The sequence below is a fragment of the Pseudomonas sp. NY15354 genome (assembly GCF_048068075.1).
Lineage (GTDB): Bacteria > Pseudomonadota > Gammaproteobacteria > Pseudomonadales > Pseudomonadaceae > Aquipseudomonas > Aquipseudomonas guariconensis_C.
Map to the genome: position 1 here is coordinate 119,420 of NZ_JBLUPV010000009.1, position 21,386 is coordinate 140,805.

Annotated in this window: 15 protein-coding genes and 1 pseudogene; 6 read left to right on the forward strand and 10 right to left on the reverse strand. The window is 66.1% G+C overall.

The genetic code is table 11. The features are described 5' to 3' along the window. Positions 1 to 13: 13 nt before the first annotated feature. The 3 genes and pseudogenes from mnxG to ACNFCH_RS11825 all read right to left on the reverse strand — a co-directional run bounded on the left by mnxG (position 14) and on the right by ACNFCH_RS11825 (position 9,161). Positions 14 to 5,863 carry a manganese-oxidizing multicopper oxidase MnxG gene (mnxG, locus tag ACNFCH_RS11815; protein ID WP_416742844.1) on the reverse strand — a complete coding sequence of 1,950 codons (5,850 nt, stop codon included), beginning with the start codon at positions 5,861 to 5,863 and terminating at the stop codon, positions 14 to 16. A 760-nt stretch (positions 5,864 to 6,623) separates the two neighbouring features. Further along, positions 6,624 to 6,782, reverse strand: a pseudogene (locus ACNFCH_RS11820) (4-hydroxy-2-oxovalerate aldolase); the annotation flags it as partial. 528 nt (positions 6,783 to 7,310) lie between these two features. After that, positions 7,311 to 9,161: a sigma-54-dependent Fis family transcriptional regulator gene (locus ACNFCH_RS11825; protein WP_416742845.1), complete on the reverse strand. Its 1,851-nt coding sequence runs from the start codon at positions 9,159 to 9,161 to the stop codon at positions 7,311 to 7,313. A 276-nt stretch (positions 9,162 to 9,437) separates the two neighbouring features. Here ACNFCH_RS11825 and ACNFCH_RS11830 point away from each other — a divergent pair, with 276 nt between their 5' ends. The 5 genes from ACNFCH_RS11830 to ACNFCH_RS11850 all read left to right on the forward strand — a co-directional run bounded on the left by ACNFCH_RS11830 (position 9,438) and on the right by ACNFCH_RS11850 (position 14,365). Then, positions 9,438 to 10,493 (forward strand): ATP-NAD kinase family protein, encoded by a 1,056-nt coding sequence (locus tag ACNFCH_RS11830; RefSeq protein ID WP_337160048.1) that lies wholly within the window; start codon positions 9,438 to 9,440, stop codon positions 10,491 to 10,493. A 22-nt stretch (positions 10,494 to 10,515) separates the two neighbouring features. Then, positions 10,516 to 11,493 carry a thiamine pyrophosphate-dependent dehydrogenase E1 component subunit alpha gene (locus ACNFCH_RS11835; RefSeq protein WP_337160047.1) on the forward strand — a complete coding sequence of 326 codons (978 nt, stop codon included), beginning with the start codon at positions 10,516 to 10,518 and terminating at the stop codon, positions 11,491 to 11,493. Between the two features lie 33 nt (positions 11,494 to 11,526). Further along, the gene (locus ACNFCH_RS11840; RefSeq protein ID WP_337160046.1) at positions 11,527 to 12,549 is read left to right on the forward strand and encodes an alpha-ketoacid dehydrogenase subunit beta; all 1,023 of its coding nucleotides are present in this window, start codon (positions 11,527 to 11,529) and stop codon (positions 12,547 to 12,549) included. Further along, entirely contained in the window at positions 12,546 to 13,652 is a 1,107-nt protein-coding gene (locus ACNFCH_RS11845) for an acetoin dehydrogenase dihydrolipoyllysine-residue acetyltransferase subunit (protein ID WP_416742846.1), read from the forward strand. The genes ACNFCH_RS11840 and ACNFCH_RS11845 overlap by 4 nt, the downstream gene beginning before the upstream one ends. A 326-nt stretch (positions 13,653 to 13,978) precedes the next feature. Next, positions 13,979 to 14,365 carry a VOC family protein gene (locus tag ACNFCH_RS11850; protein WP_043215929.1) on the forward strand — a complete coding sequence of 129 codons (387 nt, stop codon included), beginning with the start codon at positions 13,979 to 13,981 and terminating at the stop codon, positions 14,363 to 14,365. Here the strand turns inward: ACNFCH_RS11850 and ACNFCH_RS11855 are convergent. Genes ACNFCH_RS11855 through ACNFCH_RS11885 form a run of 7 tightly spaced genes read right to left on the reverse strand, consistent with a single transcriptional unit; the run spans position 14,359 to position 20,650 of the window. Continuing rightward, entirely contained in the window at positions 14,359 to 15,732 is a 1,374-nt protein-coding gene (locus ACNFCH_RS11855) for a sensor histidine kinase (RefSeq protein ID WP_416742848.1), read from the reverse strand. The two genes, ACNFCH_RS11850 and ACNFCH_RS11855, sit on opposite strands and share 7 nt — an antisense overlap. Then, on the reverse strand, positions 15,729 to 16,391 hold the full coding sequence (locus ACNFCH_RS11860) for a response regulator transcription factor (protein ID WP_196165443.1): 663 nt from the start codon (positions 16,389 to 16,391) through the stop codon (positions 15,729 to 15,731). The genes ACNFCH_RS11855 and ACNFCH_RS11860 overlap by 4 nt, the downstream gene beginning before the upstream one ends. Positions 16,392 to 16,393: 2 nt before the next feature. Continuing rightward, complete coding sequence (locus ACNFCH_RS11865) at positions 16,394 to 17,035, reverse strand: tetratricopeptide repeat protein (RefSeq protein ID WP_337160043.1); 642 nt, start codon at positions 17,033 to 17,035, stop codon at positions 16,394 to 16,396. Then, entirely contained in the window at positions 17,032 to 17,838 is an 807-nt protein-coding gene (locus ACNFCH_RS11870; RefSeq protein ID WP_337160042.1) for an SDR family oxidoreductase, read from the reverse strand. The genes ACNFCH_RS11865 and ACNFCH_RS11870 overlap by 4 nt, the downstream gene beginning before the upstream one ends. Continuing rightward, positions 17,825 to 18,505, reverse strand: a complete 681-nt coding sequence (locus tag ACNFCH_RS11875) for an iron-containing redox enzyme family protein (protein WP_337160041.1) — start codon at positions 18,503 to 18,505, stop codon at positions 17,825 to 17,827. Before ACNFCH_RS11875 ends, ACNFCH_RS11870 begins: the two co-directional genes overlap by 14 nt. A gap of 8 nt (positions 18,506 to 18,513) precedes the next feature. Further along, positions 18,514 to 19,980, reverse strand: a complete 1,467-nt coding sequence (locus tag ACNFCH_RS11880) for an AMP-binding protein (RefSeq protein ID WP_416742849.1) — start codon at positions 19,978 to 19,980, stop codon at positions 18,514 to 18,516. After that, entirely contained in the window at positions 19,970 to 20,650 is a 681-nt protein-coding gene (locus ACNFCH_RS11885) for a thermostable hemolysin (protein ID WP_416742850.1), read from the reverse strand. Before ACNFCH_RS11885 ends, ACNFCH_RS11880 begins: the two co-directional genes overlap by 11 nt. Positions 20,651 to 20,782: 132 nt before the next feature. Between ACNFCH_RS11885 and ACNFCH_RS11890 the strand changes: the two genes are divergently transcribed. After that, on the forward strand, positions 20,783 to 21,352 hold the full coding sequence (locus ACNFCH_RS11890) for a hypothetical protein (RefSeq protein WP_337160038.1): 570 nt from the start codon (positions 20,783 to 20,785) through the stop codon (positions 21,350 to 21,352). Positions 21,353 to 21,386: the final 34 nt, after the last annotated feature.

Consider the following 21,386-nt stretch of genomic DNA (forward strand, 5'->3'; position numbering starts at 1 on the left):
GCTCCCTCTTTTCTTATTGTGCCGGGGCGGTGGCCGGCGGGGTTTCATTGGTGACCCGCAGAATCCCCCACAGCCCTGAAAGGTTGCCGTAGGCCCCGTAGTCGCGGAACAGGTAGTCGCCTGGCACACCGTTGGCACCCCCTGCGCTGGGCAGCATGAAGCTGAAGTGCGCGGCTGGCAGCACGCTCTCCTGGGCGCCGATGTACATCGCCATCGGGTTGTAGCCGAAGCGCACCGAGCCGATGCCAGGCAGGCCCATGGGGTAGCCATCGACATCGTTTTTTTCCGCCTGGTAGGCGTGCAATGGCCACAGGTGCCCGTCGAGCTGGTAGATCATGCCGCGGCTGCCACCGCTGGGCATGAGGATGTGGTTGCGCAGCGGCTGACCGGGCTTGGCCCAGAGCACCGGGGTCTGCGGATCACCGCCGACCAGCGCATTGGCGTAGGCCATGTGGGCGTTGGGCACGTCCGCAAAGCCCAGGCCGGCGGCATGGCCGAATGGCGAATCAGGCGCCATGCCAAAGCGCAGCCACAGCGGCTCGGTCTTGTAGTTGACGGCCATGTTGCCGTTGTCCTGCGGATCGCCCGCAGCGCCGTTGCCCTCGGTGTTGATGCCCTCCACCGGCCGACCATCGGCCCAGCGCATGTTCAAGGCGCGCTGCCAGACCGTGACGAAGTCGCGGTAGTCCGGCTGGCCGGTGACCTTGACGGTGGCCTGGGCACGGCTGGCGGTGTCTTCGGTCCAGGTCGCGCCCTGAGGCAGGATGCTCATGGCACCGACCAGGCCCTTCTGCGGCTGCTTGATGACATCCGCCGGGGTCAGGTTGAGGCCGCCGAACTCGATGGCCGTGGTGTTGATGTTGTCCACCGTGCGGCCCAGTTGCAGCACCGGTTTGCCTTCACGCTCCAGGTGCCCGGCATAGAACTGGTACACCTTGCTTGGGTAGGCGCCGCTGGTGCCCGCCCGCGGCGGTACGGTCTGCACCGGGTTCAGGCCCACGTTGGTGCCATCGGACTTGGTGATGTCGTAGGCCAGCAGTTGCGCGTGCAGCCCCACATGGCTCGAAGGCCGCATCTGGTTGTTGTTGAACACGGTGGCGCCTTCGCTGTCATTGCGGTCGCGCTTGACCACGCCATGCATCACCGCGGTGCTGGCCAGGTCAGGCATGACCATCGGCAGGCGGTTTTCCAGGGTGATGCTGATGCAGTCGCCGGAGTTGGCCCGCAGCACCAATGGCTCCACCGGGACGCCAGCCTTGAGCTTGCCGGTGGTCGGATCCAGGTCGGCCTTGCGCACGTACAGGATCGCGGTCGGGTCATGCAGCGGTGCGGCATGGCCACCGATGGTGAAGGTCTCGCCATCTTCCGGATCGACCCCGGACACCAGTGGGATGCTGGTCCGGCGGCTGTTGAACACCAAGGTGCCGCCGTTGGCCTTGAGCGGGCCGCCGACATGCTGACCGAGGCCAGCCGGGTCGGCGATGCTGACCCCGTTGCGGTTCTCCAGGATGTCGTTGGCCAGGGCCGCGACCACTTCATAGTTGCGCTTGACCGTCGGCCGGCTGCCGATGCCATTGACGTTGGCCGTGGTTTTCGGGCAGATGCCGTCGAACGCCACGGTGTTGCGCATGGCCACCGGTTGCGGGTTGTTCGGCAGCGGGAACAGGTCCGCACGCTGGGCCGTGTAGTTGCGCATGATGCCCCAGATGCCGTTCCAGTAGCCCTCCAGCGCCGCATCGAGGGAGTACAGGTAGTCACCGTTGGTGGCCGCGGAGCTGGAGATCATCGACACCGGGGCCATGAAGCCCAGTTGCTCGGAGATCCCGATCATCTGCGACGACTTCCAGCCCGAGTTGGAGCTGTTGCCGAAGCCGGAGCCGTTCTGCAGCCACTTCACGCCGTGCAGGGTGATGTTGTGCTCTTCTTCGTGGCCACCGGCGTGCATGCGCAGCCGCACGTTGTCGCCCGAGTAGGTGCGCAGCATCGGGGTGAACGGGTCACCCGGCTCGGAACCTTGGTTGATGTGCGGCGGGAACAGCGTGGTGCCGCCGGTCGGGCCGACCGCCGAGGTGATCGCCGAGGGCGCCTGGTTCATCGCCGGGATGGCGCGGTCGGTGCGGCTTTGCATGGCATAGGCCAGGTCGCCGGCCATGCCGTCGGCCTGCATGCCGCGCTTGCCGTCCGGGCCGACCTTGTTCGGGTCGAACACGCGCAGGGCCAGCGGTTCGTTGCGGTAATTGACGACGAACATGCCAGGGTCATCCACCGAGATCGCCTGTGGACATGGACGGCTTGGGCAGCCTGGGGCCAGCCCGCCGCGCGACTCGACGATCGCTTCGAGCAGGTTGGAGGCCTTCTGCCGCACAGGCGGGTTGATCGCGTAGCGGAAGCTGTCGGCGGTGGCCGGATAGGCCTGGCCGTCAGGCTTGCCGTCCGGGCCTGCGCCCACGTACACGCCCGCTTCATAGGCATGCTGGAAGTCGCTGTACTCCAGGAAGAACTCACGGTAGCTGTCGTTCTTGCCGTCGCCGTCGTGATCGCCGGTCTGGATCACCGCCTGCCACGAGGTCGGCCCGCCATCCTGGCGTGTGGCCGGGTTGTAGAGTTTTTCGCCGGTTTCCGCGTGGTACCAGGTCGAGCCAGCCGGCTCGGCCAGTACCGTCGCATACAGGCCCAGTTGCTGGTGGGTCGATGGGCCAAGGTGGTCGTGAGTGAAGATGGTGCCCAGGCCCCGGTCGACGTTGTGCACGTTGACCAGCGGGTCTGCGAACCAGCGCTGCATGGCGGTACGCGCGCCCAGCCAGTCGGCCCGACCAAAGCGCCCGAAGTACGGGTGTTGCTTGGCTTTCGGGCAGGCGTCGGTGCCATCGCGTGGGTCGCCCTCGGTGCAGCCGTTGAAGCTGCGAATGGCCTGTATACGCTCGACCACACTGCCGGGCGAGAGGATGCCGTCTTCGTAGTTCCAGCCGTTGGCCGAGCCGTCGGCGGCGGTCAGGTCCCACTTGGGCAGGTGGATGTGCTGGCCGATCACGTCGGTCGGGGTGCGCACCTGGTAGTCGTCCATTTCATAGAACGACGGGATCAGGTTGGTGTGCTGGTACATGGTGCAGTCGAAAGTGTTCATGCGCATCACCAGCGGCTCCGGTGGGCGCTGCTTGGTGATCACCGGCCAGGCGTCCTCCCACAGGGCGATGATGCGCGCCTGCGGGAAGTGGTAGCCGACCTTGTTGTACACCGCGTCGAACTGGATGTTGGCGCCCTTGTAGATGCGCGGGCGGTCGGCGGTGAAGGTCGAACTGCCCCGGAAGTTCATGCCGCCCAGGCTTTCGCCGCTGGCGAACTCGCCCACGCCCGAGGACTGGGTCAGGCGCTTGCCGCGATCGTCCATGCACGGCTCGTAGTACGGCGCACCGGCCGTGGGCAAGGCACCGTTGGTGCGGAAGTTGCGCGGCACCGGCGAGCTGTTGAGCATCAGGGCATAGCTGGGATGCTCGGCCTTGGCATGGAACTGCATGGCGGCCTGCTCGACATCGGTGCCCTCTTCCGGCAGGTAGATCGGCTTGGCCTTTTGCACCGATTTGGAGAAGTCCAGCTTGGTCGTGGTGATCTCGGCTTCGCCGCCGGCGGAGACGCCATCCAGCGCGTGACGGCCCAGGCCTCCGTTCCAGCCGTCGACCTGGTTGGGGTCGAGGTTGGCCCACAGAGCCTTGCCACTGTCCTTGAGCTGCCGGGCCAGGGCCGGGTCGAGCATGTCCAGCGGCGGGGTCGGCGGACGTTGGCCGACACTGCTCTCGATGCCACCGATCCAGAACGGGTAGCCGGGGTTCTTCAGGGTGCCATCGGCGTTGCGGTTGCTCTCGCTGCGATCGACCAGGGCCAGGGAGCCCACGGCGCGAGGCGCGGTGGTTTCCTGCGGATGATCGTCATCGCCTTCTTCGTGTTCGTCATCGTCGTCCTGCTCGGCCACCAGGGTCTCGGCCAGTTTCGGCACCACGGTGACCTTGCCGGGCATCGGTGCCATGGCCTTGCCAGGCAGCGGCACGATTGCCGGAATGGGCGTGCCGGCGATGATCTCGCCGTCCGGAAGCGCCCGCGCACCCACCGCTGGCTTGCCGCTGCGCAGGCCGAAGGGCGCTGTGTGGAAGCCGTTTTCGCCTTCACCGCTCACGGCCAGGCGAGTGCCCTCCTCGAACACGTCGTGCACCCGCCACATGGCCCACATGCCCTGGGCGAAGTGCGGGTAGAAGTGGCAGTGATAGATGGCATCGCCCGCCACCCGGTTACGGTTGCCGGAGCCCCCGTTGGCGATCTCGTAGGTATAGCCGCCACCGGCACCGATGCCTTGGGCATCGATATAGTCGGAGTTGTCGTCATTGGGGTTGAACAGCCATTGGTGGCCGTGCAGGTGGAATATGTGCTGCTCGTGGCCATTGTGGGTGTTGCGGAACTTGGTGAAGTCCCCGATGTAGCTGTGGTGTACGTTGGCCGGCTCCGAGGGGTACAGGGCCATGGTGGCCTTGACCCCGACCGCATTGGCCGGCGGCGTCTCGCCTGGGCGGATGTGCTCAAGGCCAACGTTGGCCGGGACGTCTACCAGGGTGCCGACGTCGCCCACAGTGTGCGCACTGAGGAAGAACTCCTCATAGGCGCAGGACAGGCAGTCATGCATCGGCCCCACGCCCAGACGGTTGGCCACCACTTCGGCACCCATGCCGCCCGAGCCGTAGTTGATCATGAACGAATCGCGGGTCGGCTCCAGCACATGCCCCATCACCGGATCGGCCCAGTAACCGGGGAAGGCCTGGGTGCCGGCCACTTCATCGGCGAACTGCGAGGCGAAGTCGCGGAAGGCTTCCAGGCGGTTGGGCAGTGCCGGGTTGCGCTTGCCGATGGACTCCAGCGGGTAGGTCGACGGCGGGAAGCTACCGTCCTGGTTGGGGCCCATGACGATGGCGTCGGTTTCGCTGCTGAGGATCTCGTTGCCATCGACCATGGCGATGATCGGCTTGCCCGCCTTGCCTTCGGCGATCCACGGTTCGACCTGCGGGTAGCGGGCGTTGTAGTCGATCACCGGCTGGCCGGTGGCGGTACGGCCGGTGGTGGCCAGGCGCATTTCCTCTTCGGTCAGGGTATTGCGGTAGGTCCGCCCATTCTTGGGGACCACCACCACCTGGCCGAACAGCCCATTGGAGACGTTGCCCGCCGTGCCTTCACCGCCAAAGGTCGCGCCCTTGCTGGTGGCCGCGAAGGCGCCTTCGCGCTCGGCGTAGAGGGTGTAGCTGCGGGTATTGCCCGGGGCCACCAGGAAGTTGCCGTTGCGGCCAGTGTTGGCGGCGATGTCGCTGATGCCGTTGACCGCCTGCATGCCGTTCACCTGGAACCCCACGAAGCGGTCGGTGACCTGCTCGTCGGCGACAAAGCCTTCGTTCTGGGCTTCGACTTCCAGTTCCGGCCCTTCCTCGCCCTCGACTTCATTCTCCTCGGGGTCGAAGCCATGCTTGTTGGGGTTGGCCTGGTAGGCCAGCAGGTTGGTGAGGTTGACCGTCAGGCAGTCACCGGCTGCGACCCGCAGCACGATCGGCCGTGGGCGCTTGTCCGGGCGCAGGGTGACCTTGCCGGGGACTGCCGCCCCGCCATTGCTCAGGGGCACCAGGTGCTCGTCCACCACGTCCTGGCGCAGGGCGAAGATCATGCCATTGGCATTCTGTGCCCCCAGGCGGTTGAACATCAGCGGCTGATCCAGTGCCACTACGTTGGCGACCAGCGTGCGCTGGCACTGCACCGCGGCCTCGCTCATCACTCCCCATCCCAGCAGGGTCAGGGCCAGTGAGGTCAGGACGGAGCCTTTCAACGGGGTCATCATGCTGCACCTCCGGGGAACACAGACGTTCTGCGCAAAGCCGGAGCAAGTGGCATGCCATAAATTTTCTAGTTGTTTTTCAATGCGTTAGGTTGGCATTCAAAACAGATTGGGGAGGATTCCCCAGCGGATTCCCCGATTCGGGGGTAATGCGTCGAGATCGCATTGGCGTTGTTCGAGATCGCTGTGGGCGTGGCGGTTGGCCAGCGCGTTCTATTCCCTGACTGCAGCGGCGCTCACACCGACGCTTTCGCGGGTAAACCCGCCCACAACGCCCGTGTCGATCCGCAAGGCATCGCTTAACTTCATCACTGCTGGAATGCGCTGCACTCAAGGGCAGCGCCGAATCCTGTGGGAGATTCTATGGTGCTGGACAATCTCGAATCGCCTTCGGTTGGTATTTCTTGACACGGCTCAGCCGTGCAAATACCCGCCCAGGCTTCGTCGGCTTCCACCGGAATTGCACTGCTCTCAAGACTTGCGCAATCCCTGTGGGAGCGGGTTTACCCGCGAAGAAGGCACCACAGAACAAGGCCAAGCGTCGACCTGACAATCGGCGCAAACACGTGTAGGCGCTGGCAAAGCCTGCGATGGGCTGCAACGCAGCCCCATGCCGCCACATCCTGGGGCCGTTGCACGGCCCTTTCGCGGCACAAGGCCGCTCCTACAGATACTGCGCAATCCGTGTAGGACATGGGTTGAGCTGTACGGGTGTAGGAGCGGCCTTGTGCCGCGATGGGCTGCGCAGCAGTCCCGTGGGATTTCAGGTCGGCAGCACGCCTCGGGCGCGGGAGAGGGTCAGGGCGAGGTCTTCGATCATGTCTTCCTGGCCGCCTACGGTGCCTCGGCGGCCTAGCTCGACCAACAGCTCGCGGGCAGAGATGCCGTACTTGAGCTCCGCACGTTTGGCGAACAACAGGAACGGCTTGCGCAGCGGGGGTGAGTTGGGCTTGGGCTTTCAGGTTGTGTGAATATCCGGTTTGGTGGTGGCGCCACTGGCGCTTTTCGCCTTTACGGCGACCTACTTTTGCTCTTGGGCAAAAGTAGGCAAAGCCGCTGGCTCCCACATCAGCCCCGCCCGTGGCGGGGTTCCCTCTTCATTGCCTTGCGGGGCTTCGCGGCCTCCGGCTGGCTGCGCCAGCCTCCATCTCGCGACTTCGGCTCTCGCCGAAGGGCGCTATGCGCCTGCCCCTCCAGACACCTCCACTCGGCCTCCTGAGGTCGCGATTGGTGGTGCCTGTTCCATCGCGCATCAACGGCAACGGCAAATAAGCTAATTATTTGTTGACAGTTCCGGCCTATTCGCGGGTAAACCCGCAGGTCAGCGCCGGGGCTCAGCCGTGCAAATACCAGCCCTGGCGCAGTTCCCACAGACACAGCGGTGTTGTTGAGAACACCGGAGAACCTGTGTGCGGGTTTACCCGCGAATGGGGCCGCGCAGGTGAACAGGCTAGCCTTTCATCCTCGGCATCTCGATGTGGTGCTCATGCACTCGCCGGTACAGGGTCGCTCGGGAGATGCCCAGCGCCTTGGCCGCGTCCGCCGGCTTCCAGCGATGCCGGATCAACGCGTCGAGCAGCAACTGGCGCGCTGGGTCGCAGACACTGTCGGCAGCTGTCGTCCCCTCGCCGCGCACCGCTTCGGGCAGGTCCTCGCACCTCACCTGCCCGCCATCGCACACCGCGCAGGCATAGCGCAGCACCTGGCGCAGCTGACGCAGGTTGCCCGGCCAGCGATAGGTCAGCAGCGCTTCGAGCGCCGCGTCCGTCAGCCTCACATCGACGCCACAGGCCTCGGCTTCCTCGGCCAGCAGTTGGTGGATCAACCCCAAGCGGTCGTGGCGCTCGCGCAGCGGTGGCAACTCGAAGCGGGCATTGGCCAGGCGAAAATACAGGTCCTCGCGAAAACGCCCTTCGGCCACCATCGCCGCCAGATCCCGGTGGGTGGCGCAGATCACCTGCATGTCCACACGCTGGCGGCGTGCCGCGCCCAACGGCGCCACCTCACCCTCGGCCAGCACGCGCAACAGGCGGGTCTGCAGGTTCAATGGCATGTCACCGATCTCATCGAGGAACAGCGTACCGCCATCAGCCTGCTGCAACAGGCCCTGCATGCCCTTGCCCGAAGCGCCGGTGAAGGCCCCGGCCACATAACCGAACAGTTCGCTCTCGATGAGGTTTTCCGGGATCGCCGCGCAGTTGAGGGTGATGAACGGGCCTTCGCGACGCAGGCTTTGCTGGTGCACCTGGCGGGCGAAGACTTCTTTGCCCACTCCGGTCTCGCCCTGCACCAACACCGCCAGGTTGCAGTCCTTCACCCGCGTGGCCAGACGCAGGTGCTGTTCGATGCGCGCATCCTGGGCCTGCCGGGGCGCCGCTGGCCGAGCCCGGCGCTGGGGCGCGCTGACACGGCCATAGAGCCCACCCCAGCCCGGCAGGCGCTGGGCGCTCGCGTCGCTGGCATGGCGCAGTTGGTCGAGGTCGAACAGCTCGCCAATGTGCATCGGCAGCCGCCCAAGCCCCGCCAACAGGCGCTGGCGGGCCAGGCTGTTGATCGCCTGCAGACGACCGTCGGCATCCCAAGCCAATAGGTAGTCCGGTTGGCTTTCCACGTAGCCGGGGGTGCCATGGGCGCGCATCACCCAGTGACCCTGGGCGCTGTGCATGAAGAACGCGTTCTCGATCTCGCGCGCGGTCTGCTCGACCAACTGACGGATCAGGTGCTGGCTGCGACGGTCGTCCGGTGACTGCAAGGCGGACACGTCCACCACGCCCAGCAATTCCCCCTGAGGATCGAACACCGGCGCAGCCGTGCAGGTCAGGCCAATGAAGGCGGCGCGAAAGTGGTCGCGCTTGTGCACCGTGATGGGCGCCTTGCTGGTCAACACCGCCGCCACCCCGCAGGTGCCCTCTTCGCCTTCCGACCAGCACGTGCCCAGGTACAGCCCGGCCTTGCGGCAGTCGTTGCGGATGGCCGACTCGACCCGATAGTCGATGGTTCGCCCCTGGGCGTCGGTGAGCAGCACGCAGTAGTCGGCGCCGCGCACCTGTGCGTGCAACCGGGCCACGGCGTCGCTGGCAATGCGCAGGAACAGCTCGGCGCGCTCGCGGCACTCGTTGAGCACCGCCTGGGACAGGATGCGCGGCCCCTGCAAGGAGCCGGGGTCCAGGCGGTACAGGTCCATGGAGCGGCGCCACGAGTCGAGGATCAGCGTCGGCACCGGGGCCTGGGGCAGGCGCTCGGCGTTTTTCAGCACCCGGCTGACGCAGTCGACATGGGCTCGGGAGTTCGCGGCAAGCATTGGGCCTCCGGTCTCGTGTTCTTGTCGTTGTGCGGCCATTAAGCGCCTCAAGGCACTGTCCGACAAGCGTCGCGTGATCATCGGCCGGCCTGAGACGCTGCGTCTCAGCGTCTCGCCTGCGCCCCGGCCTGGTTGGCACCCGGCGTCTCGCTCGGCAGTGCACAGACAGCGGCCCCTGGGAGTCAGAAACGCTCTGCCACGGGCGTTGCCGGTGGACCCGGCAAACCTGGCACCGCGCTTGCTCTAGCCCTGGCAAACAAGAAACCGAGGTGCGCCATGACGCAACCTGCCCCGACCATCGGCATCATCGCCAACCCGGCCTCCGGTCGCGACCTGCGCCGCCTGACCGCCAACGCCGGGCTGTACTCGAGCACCGACAAGGCCTCGACCATCCAGCGCCTGCTTGCCGCCTTCGGCGCCACCGGCATCGCCAAGGTGCTGCTGCCGACCGACATGACCGGCATCGCCGCCGCCGTGCTCAAGGCCAGTGTCGGCCCGGTCGCCCGCAGCCAACACTGGCCCGCGCTGCACCTGCTCGACCTGCCGCTCACCCAGACCGTGGCCGATACGCGCCTGGCCACCCGGCGCATGGTCGAGTGCGGCGTGACCATGATCGCCGTGCTCGGTGGCGATGGCACCCATAAGGCGGTCGCCGCCGAGGCCGGTGATGTGCCGCTGCTGACCTTGTCCACCGGCACCAACAATGCCTTCCCCGAGCTGCGCGAGGCCACCAGCGCCGGGCTGGCTGGTGGCTTGCAGGCCAGTGGTCGGGTCCCGGCCGGCATCGGCCTGCGTCGCAACAAGCGCCTGCTGGTGCGCGTGCCCGAGCAGAGCCTGTGCGAATGGGCATTGGTGGAAGTCGCGGTATCGCCCCAGCGCTTCATCGGCGCCCGCGCGCTGAGCCGCAGCGAGGACCTGGCCGAGGTGTTCGCCTGTTTCGCCGAACCCCACGCCATCGGCCTTTCCGCCCTGTGCGGGCTGTGGTGCCCGGTATCGCGCCAGGATCGGCATGGCGCCTGGGTGCACCTGGACGCGGACAGCCAGCAAGCCCTGCTCGCGCCTGTGGCCCCTGGCCTGCTGCAGGCCTGCGGCATCAGCGCATCCGGCCCGCTGGAACCCGACGTCGCCTACCCCCTGACCCTCGCCAGCGGCACCTTGGCCCTGGATGGGGAACGGGAGATCGAGTTCGCCGAGCACGACACCCCCACCGTCACCCTCGACGCCAATGGCCCGCTTACCGTGGACGTGGAGGCCGTGCTGGCCTACGCCGCCCGCCATCACTTGCTGGCGATCCCTCGCGATCATCGGCACTTCGCTGCAAACCTGTGTTGAGACAACCCTGGAGAACAACAAGATGTCCACTCACCTCAGTTCCGAACAATTGCTGCATGCCTATGAAGTGATGCGCACCATCCGCGCCTTCGAAGAACGCCTGCACGTGGAATTCGCCACCGGCGAAATCCCAGGTTTCGTGCACCTCTATGCCGGCGAGGAGGCCTCCGCCGCTGGGGTCATGGCCCACCTGCGCGACAGCGACTGCATCGCCTCGACCCACCGTGGCCATGGCCACTGCATCGCCAAGGGCGTGGACGTATACGGGATGATGGCCGAGATCTACGGCAAGAAGACCGGCGTCTGTGGCGGCAAGGGCGGCTCGATGCACATCGCCGACCTGGAAAAAGGCATGCTCGGGGCCAATGGCATCGTCGGTGCCGGTGCTCCCTTGGTGGCCGGCGCTGCGCTGGCTGCCAAGATCAAGGGGCGCGATGACGTGTCGGTGGCCTTCTTCGGCGATGGCGCCTCCAACGAAGGTGCGGTGTTCGAGGCGATGAACCTGGCCTCGATCATGAACCTGCCGTGTATCTTCGTCGCCGAAAACAACGGCTACGCCGAAGCCACCGCCTCGACCTGGTCGGTGGCCTGCGATCACATCGCCGACCGCGCCGCAGGCTTCGGCATGCCTGGGGTGACCATCGACGGCTTTGACTTCTTCGCCGTGCACGAGGCTGCGGGCGCCGCCATCGAACGCGCCCGCGCAGGGCAAGGCCCCTCGCTGATCGAGGTCAAGCTCAGCCGCTACTACGGCCACTTCGAGGGCGATGCCCAGACCTACCGCGCCCCGGACGAGGTGAAAAACCTGCGCGAGCAGCGCGATTGCCTGCTGCAGTTTCGCAACAAGACCACCCGCGCCGGCCTGCTCAGCCATGCGCAGCTCGATGCCATCGATGCCCGCGTCGAGGACCTGATCGAAGACGCCGTACGCCGCGCCAAGTCCGATCCCAAGCCGCAGCCCGCCGACCTGCTCACCGACGTCTACGTCGCCTACCCGTGAGCTGCGAATTACAAGAACAACAGGAGAACCACCATGGCAAGAAAGATCAGCTACCAGCAGGCCATCAACGAAGCCCTGGCCCAGGAAATGCGCCGCGACAGCACCGTGTTCATCATTGGCGAAGACGTGGCCGGCGGCGCGGGTGCGCCCGGTGAAGACGATGCCTGGGGCGGTGTGCTCGGCGTCACCAAGGGCCTTTACCACCAGTTCCCTGGCCGCGTGCTGGATGCGCCCTTGTCGGAAATCGGTTACGTGGGCGCCGCGGTGGGCGCCGCGACCCAAGGCCTGCGCCCAGTGTGCGAACTGATGTTCGTCGACTTCGCCGGTTGCTGCCTGGACCAGATCCTCAACCAGGCGGCGAAATTTCGCTACATGTTCGGCGGCAAAGCAGTCACCCCGTTGGTGATGCGCACCATGTACGGCGCTGGCCTGCGCGCTGCCGCACAGCATTCGCAGATGCTCACTTCGCTGTGGACGCACATCCCGGGCCTGAAGGTGGTCTGCCCCTCCTCGCCTTACGACGCCAAGGGTTTGTTGATCCAGGCGATCCGCGACAACGACCCGGTGATCTTCTGCGAGCACAAATTGCTCTATGGCATGCAGGGCGAGGTGCCCGAGGAGGTCTATAGCATCCCCTTCGGTGAAGCCAATTTCCTGCGTGACGGCGATGACGTGACCCTGGTGACCTATGGCCGCATGGTCCACGTGGCCATGGAGGCGGCCGCCCACCTGGCGCGCCAGGGCATTGACTGCGAAGTGCTGGACCTGCGCACCACCAGCCCGCTGGATGAGGACAGCATCCTAGAAAGCGTCGAGAAGACCGGACGCCTTGTGGTGATCGACGAAGCCAACCCGCGCTGCTCCATGGCCACCGACATCAGTGCGCTGGTCGCGCAGAAGGCCTTCGGCGCCCTCAAGGGCCCGATCGAGATGGTGACCGCACCGCACACGCCGGTGCCCTTCTCGGACGCGCTCGAAGACTTGTACATACCTGACGCGGCGAAGATCGAAACCGCCGTGCGCAAGGTGATCGAAGCCACGAGGAGCGCCGCATGAGCCAGATCCATACCCTGACCATGCCCAAATGGGGCCTGTCGATGACCGAAGGCCGGGTCGACACCTGGCTCAAGCAGGAAGGCGACCTCATCAACAAAGGCGATGAAGTGCTGGACGTGGAGACCGACAAGATCAGCAGCAGTGTCGAGGCGCCGTTCAGCGGCGTGCTGCGCCGGGTCGTGGCGCAGCCCGACGAAACCCTGCCGGTGGGCGCCCTGCTCGCGGTGGTGGTGGAGGGTGAAGCCGACGAGGCGCAGATCGACGCCGTGGTGCAGCGCTTTCAAGCCGAGTTCGTCGCCGAAGGTGGCGGTGAACAGGCCCAGGGGCCGGCACCGCAGAAGGCCGAAGTGGGCGGTCGTCTGCTGCGCTGGTTCGAGCTCGGCGAAGGCGGCACGCCGCTGGTGCTGGTGCATGGCTTTGGTGGCGACCTCAATAACTGGCTGTTCAATCACCCCGCCTTGGCCTGCGAGCGCCGTGTCATCGCCCTGGACCTGCCCGGCCACGGCGAATCGACCAAGGCCCTGCAAAGGGGTGATCTGGATGAGCTGAGCGAAGCGGTTTTGGCGTTGCTCGACCATCTGGACATCCCCCGCGCCCATTTCGTCGGCCATTCCATGGGCGGCGCAGTGAGCCTTAACCTGACCCGCCTGTCCCCGCAACGGGTGGCGAGCCTGGGGCTGATCGCCAGCGCCGGCCTGGGCGAGGCGATCAATGGCGGCTACCTGCGCGCCTTCGTCGAGGCAGGCAGCCGCAACGCCCTCAAGCCCGCGATGAGCCAGCTGTTCGCCGACCCGGGCCTGGTGACCCGGCAGATGCTCGAGGACATGCTCAAGTTCAAGCGCCTGGAAGGGGTCGACAGCGCCTTGCGCCAACTGGCCGCGGCCCTTGCCGAGAGTGACCGGCAGCGGCACGACCTGCGCGGCGTCCTGGGCCAGCATCCGGTGCTGGTGATCTGGGGCAGCGAGGACGCGATCATTCCGGCCAGCCATGCCCAAGGGCTGGAGGCCGAGGCAGTGGTGATCGCGGGCATGGGACACATGGTGCAGATGGAGGCGGCCGAGCAGGTCAACCAGCAGTTGCTGGCGTTTCTGCGTCAACATTGATCACAGGGGCCGCTTCGCGGCCCTTTCAACATGCGGGCGAGATGACGTTGGGAGCGGCGGTTCCGAGCTCCAGCTCGCCCGCGAATATGAAGGTGGATTCACCGGCGCATTCGCGGGTAAACCCGCTCCCACAGGTTTCTGTGTTGCTCTCAAACCTGGCGCCGTGCCTGCAGCGGCGGCGGGTGCGCATTCGCGGGCACGCCGCCGCCCTTGTGGGAGCGGGTTTACCCGCGAATGCAATAGTGGACTCACCCATATAGGGAGTGGTGAACGGGTCCAGAGCGTCTTTACTTGCAGGTAACTGCCCGCAGATCGGACGCACGCCTATGAAGATCGTGATCACCAGCATCCTGGTCGATGACCAGGCCAAGGCCCTTGCCTTCTACCACTATGTGCTGGGTTTCGAGCCCAAGCATGACATTCCCATGGGGCAACATCGCTGGCTGACTCTCACCTCGCCCAATGACCCCAACGGTGTGGAGCTGCTGCTCGAACCCGATGCCCATCCCGCCGCCAAGACCTACAAAACCGCCCTCAAGCAGGATGGCATCCCCGCGACGTCCTTCGGGGTGCGCGATATCCAGGCCGAATACACCCGCCTGTGCGCAGCCGGGGTGCGCTTCACCCAACCGCCGACCGCCATGGGCCCGGTGACCGTGGCTGTGTTCGACGACACCTGCGGCAACCTGATCCAGATCGCCCAACGTCACTGAGGCGTGCCGGCCTCCAAGCGCAAGGTCGCCCGCAACCCGTGCGGGGCGACGTTGCACAGCTGCACGCTGCCACCCAGGCGCTTGGCGATCATGCTGACGATCGACAGCCCCAGCCCCGCGCCATTGCTCGAATCCTTGCTGTAGAAGCGCTCGAACACCCGCTCGAGGTCTGCTTCGTCGATACCGGGCCCTTCATCCTCCACGCAGAGCAACACCTGTTCACCCACCCGCGCCAGCGATACGCGGACCCGCCCGCCAGGTGGTGAGTGATTCACTGCGTTGGTCACCAGGTTCTGCAGGGCAATGGTCAGGGCACCGGCGTCAGTCGCCAGGTGATAGTCGCCGGGGGCGATATCCAGCGAAGGTTCCTGGCCCTGTTCGAGTATCCAGGGCGCCAGTTGGGCGAGATGTTCGGTCACCAAGGCTTCCAGGTCGACCCGCTCCCGGGTGCGCTGCGCCAGGCGCGGTTCCAGGCGGGCCAAGGTCAGCAGTTGGTTGACCACCCGGCCAAGGCGGTCCACGCCTGCGATCAGAAAGCCCAGCGCCTTTTGCCGCTCCTCTTCGGTAGTGGCGCCCTGGGCGTTCTGCGCATGCAGGCGCAGAATCGCCAAGGGCGTGCGCATCTCGTGGGCGGCGTCGGCGATGAAGCGGTGCTCGCGGCGCAGCAACTGCTCGATCTGCGTCAACAAGCGGTTGATGGCGGCCTGCATCGGCTCGAGCTCCCGGGGCAACGGGACCAGTTGCAGCGGCGCCAGGGATTCGGCGTGCCGCGCGCGAATGACCTGGGCCATGTTCTGCAGCGGCATCAGGGCGCGACCGATGGCCAGCCAGACCAACAGCGCCAGGGCCAGGCTGCCCAACAGAAACGGCAAGAGGGTATGGCGCACGATGCGCCCGACCAGGTCGTCGCGCACATCGCTACGCTCGCCCACCCAGATCACCCAATGCTGCTCGGGAACGGGCAGGACAAAACTGCGCCACTTGCGCCCATCGACCACCAGATCGGAAAACCCCGGCGTGCTCGGGCGCGTGACGAATGTCGGCGCGCTCGGGGTATTGACCATCACCACGCCGTCATCGCTCCACACCTGGAACGCCAGCTTGCTCTCATACGGATGCCCGACACGACGTCGCCCCGCCTTGCCCAAGGCTGCATCGAAGGCCTGGTAAAGGTCCTCGCGGCGCTGCCCGTGCAGCGGCAGGCTCAGGACCCCTTGCAACAAACGGGCATTCTGCGCCAAGTGAGCGTCATAGACCTCGGCGATCTCGTGTCGGCTGTCATGGTAGTTGTACAAGGCCAGCAAGGCGCTGCCGAGCACCAGCACCAGCATCACCCGCCACAGGGTGCGTCGGCGCAGCGAGCTCATGGCTTGCCTTCCACCAGGTAGCCGATGCCACGCACGGTGCGGATCAGCCCGTTGAACAGTTTTTTGCGCAGGTGATAGATGTGCACTTCCAGGGTATTGCTCTCCGGCTCTTCGCCCCAGCCATACAGCAGTTGGGTCAGGCGCTCGCGGGTGAATACCTTGCCCGGCTGGGCCAGCAGCTCGTGCAGCAGCCGGTACTCATTGGGCGTGAGCACCACCGCCTGGCCGTTGTAGCTGACTTGCTGGGTGGCCGGGTCCAGCGCCACGCCGGCATGCTCGATCACCAGCCGGGCCCGGCCGGCACTGCGGCGCAGCAAGGCGCGCAGGCGGGCCTTGAGTTCGTTGAGATCGAACGGTTTGATCAGGTAGTCGTCGGCCCCGGCGTCCAGCCCTGCGATCCGGTCCTCGGTGGCGTCACGCGCCGTGAGGATCAGCACTGGCACCGCATTGCCATCGACGCGCACGCGCCGCAGCAGTTCGACGCCATCCAGGCGGGGCAGCCCCAAATCCAACACCACCAGGTCAAACGGCTCATGGCGAAGGGCATGCAGCGCATTGATGCCATCCTGCAACCAATCGAGGGTATAGCCCTCCTGGCGCAGTCCGTCGCAAATCCCCTCCCCCAGTGCCCTGTCATCCTCCACCAGCAGCAGCCGCATACTCAGTCCTGTTTGTCCTGGATGCTTTTGAGTAAAGCATCGATTTCCTGGCGTCGGCCTTTATCAGCCAGTTCCCGGCCGGGCCGCGCAGGTGCCTGCAATGCCTTGTGCAGGGCCTCGCGCGCTTGGGCATAGTGCCCTTCGCGCACCAGATGATCGGCCCAGAAGTAATTGCTGTCGATCCCCTCGGGGTTGAGCGTCAGGGCCTTGCGCAGCATCGCCTCGGCCTTGTCGCTGTCGCCAAAGCCGATGGGCCAGCCCGGTACCTGGTCGTACAACGCCCCCAGGCTGGTATAGGCCGAACCTTGCAGGGCAGTAGGGTCCATGGCGATCGCCTTCTCCAGGCTGGCGCGGGCAGCCTTGACCTTGCCCAGCGCCCCCAGCCCACCCGTGGCTCCGGCCCAACTGCTGTTGACGATGCCGTCCCAGATCAGCGCCTCGGGCGAGCTTGGGTACTGACGCACGAATGCACCGCTGTCGACGGCCAGTTTTTCCAGCGCATCGGCGCGCTGGGCCTTGGGCAGGGTGTACTGGATCTGTGCCCAGCGCTGCTGGACATCCGTCAGGCGCTGGGTGCCTGCCGGATCCAGTGCCCACGTGAACGGAGCGGCGACCAGCAGGCCGGCGAGGATCAGGTATCTCATTTGTTCGACTCCTTGCTGTTGGCATCGCTGTAGCGGCGGATCAGCGGCAATTGCTTGCGTAAAGCCCGGTCGACCAGGCCGGGCAGCATGCCGTTCAAGCGCACGAAGAGTTTTTCCGGCCAGCCCAGGTACAGCTCGCTGCGCTCGGCCTGCACCGCGTCGAGCACGGCCTTGGCGACATCGCCTGGATCATCCATCCCGACCTTCAGGGCTTGGTTCAGGGCGGTGGCGGCGCTGCTGTTCATGCTGGTACGGGTCGCCCGGGGCGCGGCGTACAGCACGTTCACCGAGGTGTCGGCAAGCTCCCGGCGCAGGGCTTCGGAGAACCCGCGCAAGGCAAACTTGCTGGCGCTGTACGTGGCATAGCCGGGATAGCCGATCGAGCCGTAGATGGAGCCAACGTTCACCACCAACGCCCGGGGCTGCTCGCGCAACAGCGGCAGCAGCCCGCAGGTCAGCTGCAGGGTGGCCTTGATGTTGAGGTCGATCAGGTCATCCAGCGCCGCTTCGTCGAGCTGCTCGAACAGCGCGAAGCGATTGACCCCAGCGGCGTTGATCAGCAGATTGGCCCCGCCGTAGGCCCGCGCCGCAGCGATCACGGCCTGGCGACCGGCAGGGCTGCGCAAGTCGGCTGATTGCCAGCGCAATTGCTGGGGGTAGCGGTTCATCAGGGCAGCCAGCGGCCCCATGTGTCGGCTGACCGCCAGCACCCGGGCACCGGCGGCGCACAACTGGCTCGCCAGCTCCAGGCCGATGCCTCCGCTGGCCCCGGTCAATACCGCCGTGCATTCAGGCAGACGCATGGCGCACCTCTTGCCCGGTGGCACGCGGCAGTCCCTGGAACATCTCGGTGTACAGGCGGTACACCACCTGGGCGGCATGGATCACCGCCTCCTGGTCCTCGGGTTGGTCCAGCCGATCCATCAGCCCGCGGTAGGTGGCCATGTGGTCCTGATCCAAGGCGCCATGGGAGCTTAGGTAGCTGAAGGCTTTGTCCGGCAAGGCCAGGCTGCTCTGGAGGGTCCCGGCGGCCTGGGTGGCCAAGGCGATGCTGGTGCCTTCGAGCACGTTGACCATGCCGAACAACCCCACCGGGTTGCCCCGGGCGATGGTGTCGTAGAGAAACGCCACCATCAGTTCGATCGGCAGCGCAGGGCGGCTGTCACGCACCCGGTCAGGGTCGCCACCGCAGGCCTCGATGTCATTGAGGATCCAGCGTTCGTGGCCGTACTCCTCGTCGATGTACTCGCACACCGCACCGCGCAGCCATTCCAGGCGCGCGGGCAGTCGTGCACCGCAGGCCATCATCAGCGGCACGGTATGGCGCACGTGGTGGTAGGCCTGGGTGAGGAAGGCCACATAGCCCTCCAGGCTGACGGCACCGGCGAGCGCCTCGCGAATGACCGGTACACCGAACAGGGCGTCGCGTTGCGGGGCGGTACGTGCTTGCAAGGTTTCGAAGAAAGACATGACAGACCTCATGGGACATCGATAGCGGATAACAGGCCGTGATAGCGCCGCAGGATCTCGTCCCGGCGCGGTCGGCCATTGGCGGTCAGGGTTGCATTGGCAACGCTCAAGGGTTCGGGCAGGCGTCGCCAGGTGTGGACACGGGCATAGTCCGGCAGGCCCGCGTTGCACTGCGCCACCGCCTGTTCGATCAGCGCGTCGTCGCAGCTTGGGTCCAGCGGCCAGAGCAGCGCCAGGTTGTGCGCCAAACCCTCGCCATGCACGAAGGCCTGGAGAATCACGCCACCCTGGGTCAGCTCGGCCTCGACCCACTCAGGGTTGACGTTGCGTCCGAAGCTGGTAATGAACTGGTTCTTCTTGCGTCCTGCCAGGTACAGGAAGCCATCGTCGTCGAAATGGCCGATATCACCCGTTGGCCACCATTGCCCGGTGAACGGCGGCTCGCCCAGGTAGCCCAGCAGGGTCGAGCCGGCCACCAGCACTTCGCCGTCCTCGCCAATGCGCACCTGCACGTGGGGCAAGGGTCGCCCGACACTGCCGGGGCGTCGGGCGCCGGGTCGGTTGAGGCACACCACCGAGGCGCACTCGGACAATCCATACCCTTCGAAGACCGGCAAGCCGACCGCTTCGGCCCGGGCCAACAGGCTCTGCGCCACGCGTGCGCCGCCCACGGCCACGAAGCGCAAAGGCCCGACCCGGGTCAGGCCGCGCTCGATGGCACTCACCAGGCCCAGCAGCAACTGCGGCACCAGGATCAGGCTTTCAGTGCCGCTCAAGGCGATGCTGCCCAGCAAACGCTTCCAGTCGACCTGCCCTGCGCCCTGCAAGCCCAGTTGCGCCTGCGGGTAGATCATCACGCAGGCGCCAGCCAGCAAGGCAGCGTAGACGCCGAGGTTCTCCAGCAGCACGCCCAGGGGCAGCACTGCCAGGTACTTCCCCGGTGCTGTCGGGCGGCTGGCCGCTTCCAACTCGCGGGCCACACGCAGCAGCGCATCGCTTCCCAGGCAGACGCCCTTGGGGGCGCCGGTGCTGCCGGAGGTGTAAGTGATCTTGGCGGTGCCTGCCGGCAAGGCATGGCCCCCGCCCACCTGGCGGGACCAGAAGCCCTCGGCTTCGCTGAAGCCCGCCGCCTGCAGCGCCGGCACAAACCCCGGCTCGGCCAGGACCAGGGTCACGCCGCTGTCGTCCAGGCAATGACGGACCTGCGCCGGGCTGAAGAACGGCGGCACGATCACGCAGGGCCGCTCGGCCAACAGCGCCGCCAGGTCCCAGAACAGCGCCTGGGGGCCGTTGTCCAGGGCCAGGGCGAACGTACCGGGCGCCTGGCTGCGCAACCACGCTGCACGCTGCTCGACCTCGCTCAACAGCTGGCCATAATCGAAGCGGCCCGTGGCACCCTGCACCGCGATTTGCCCACCGCGATCGCGGGCGTGCTGTTGCAGTATTTCGGCGAACGCCTGCGCCTCATGCTGCATGGCCGGCCTCCTGGAACGCGGCGGGCAACCCCAGACGCTGGAACACACCGGCCTGGGTCAGCGCCGCATGCCCCAGGCCGATGCTGCCGGCGAACACGTGCGGATGCTGGCTGTAATAGCTGCCCCAGTGGTCGCGCTCGCCATTGAGCCGGCCCGGATCGGCGTCAGCCAGCAAGGTGGGCACCAGCCCCAGGCGGTGAAAGCTGTTGACCAGCGTTGCAGCGCCGGTGAAGGCGACCCAGTCCAGCCCTCGGGCGGCCAGCAACCAGGTCACGGCGATGATCATGATGCGCGCACTGCCGGCGCTGAGCGCTGCCAGGTTGCCCACTTCCACCACCTGTTCCCGGCTCACCGGGCCACCGGCCAGGCGCGAGGCCGCGCGTTCCACCGGCTCGTCCAGATAGCGCTCCAGAAACAGCGCGCCCTCTCCCGCCAGGCGCATACCAGCAGCGGCGATCAAACGCCCGTGGCTGTCGGCCAGGCCCAGGAGTTCCGGCAGGTAGTGGTGGACATCGGCGTGGTGGACCGAGGCAAAACGCTGGTGGATGAAGTGTTCTAGTTGGCTACGGCCGGGCTCGTTGGCAAGGCTCAAGGTCAGATGCGCCAAGCCGCGGTCGGCATGGGTGCCGATCGCCAGGGGAAACAAGGCGCGCCAATGTTCGTCGATCATGGGGTTCCCCCAGGGGAAGATTCGATGGGGGGAGTATCGGCAGCGAACCTGAAGGCAGTCTGAAGACAGCCGCGAGGGCCTTGCGCTACAGTCAGCTGTCCCTCACAGCGCAGCCATAACAAGGAAAATCCGATGCGCTACGAATTCAGCGAAGTCCAGAACGACCTGATCGACTACTTCATCCTTGGCGATATCCAGTTGCTTCATCGCTTCAAGGAAGAACACGCCCTGCCCGACGACCTGGCCCGCGCCTTCACCCGTGGCGACAGCGGCGACCAGGCGGTGCTCGAGGGCGTTGTGCTGCCCCTGGCCGGGGTGGAGAACCTGCCCTACCGGATCATCTTCAGCCTGGGTGACGACACGCCTGCCCTGCTCGCCCCCGGTAGCCGCCTCAAGCACCGCCGACCGGGTTATGTGCTGCGGGTGGAGCACCGTTCATTGATGCTGTTCACCTGGCGCATCCTGCAGCACTTCACCCCCAAGACCCTGGGCGATCTGCTGGCGCGCTACCAGCAACCCGGGCGGCCGATCATCGAACTGGACAACGGCTGGTACCGGGTGGAGGTGCTGGCCGGCGCCGTACTGCGCGACGGGCTGTACGAACCGGCCTTCGAGTTCGTGCTGAAACAGACCCACGCCCGAGGCGATAGCTCAGGCGTGGACATCGGCTATCGCTACGCCTTGCGCGGGTGTTTCGATTGAGGCGTGGACAATCTACCTACGAAGGGGCGCTCTA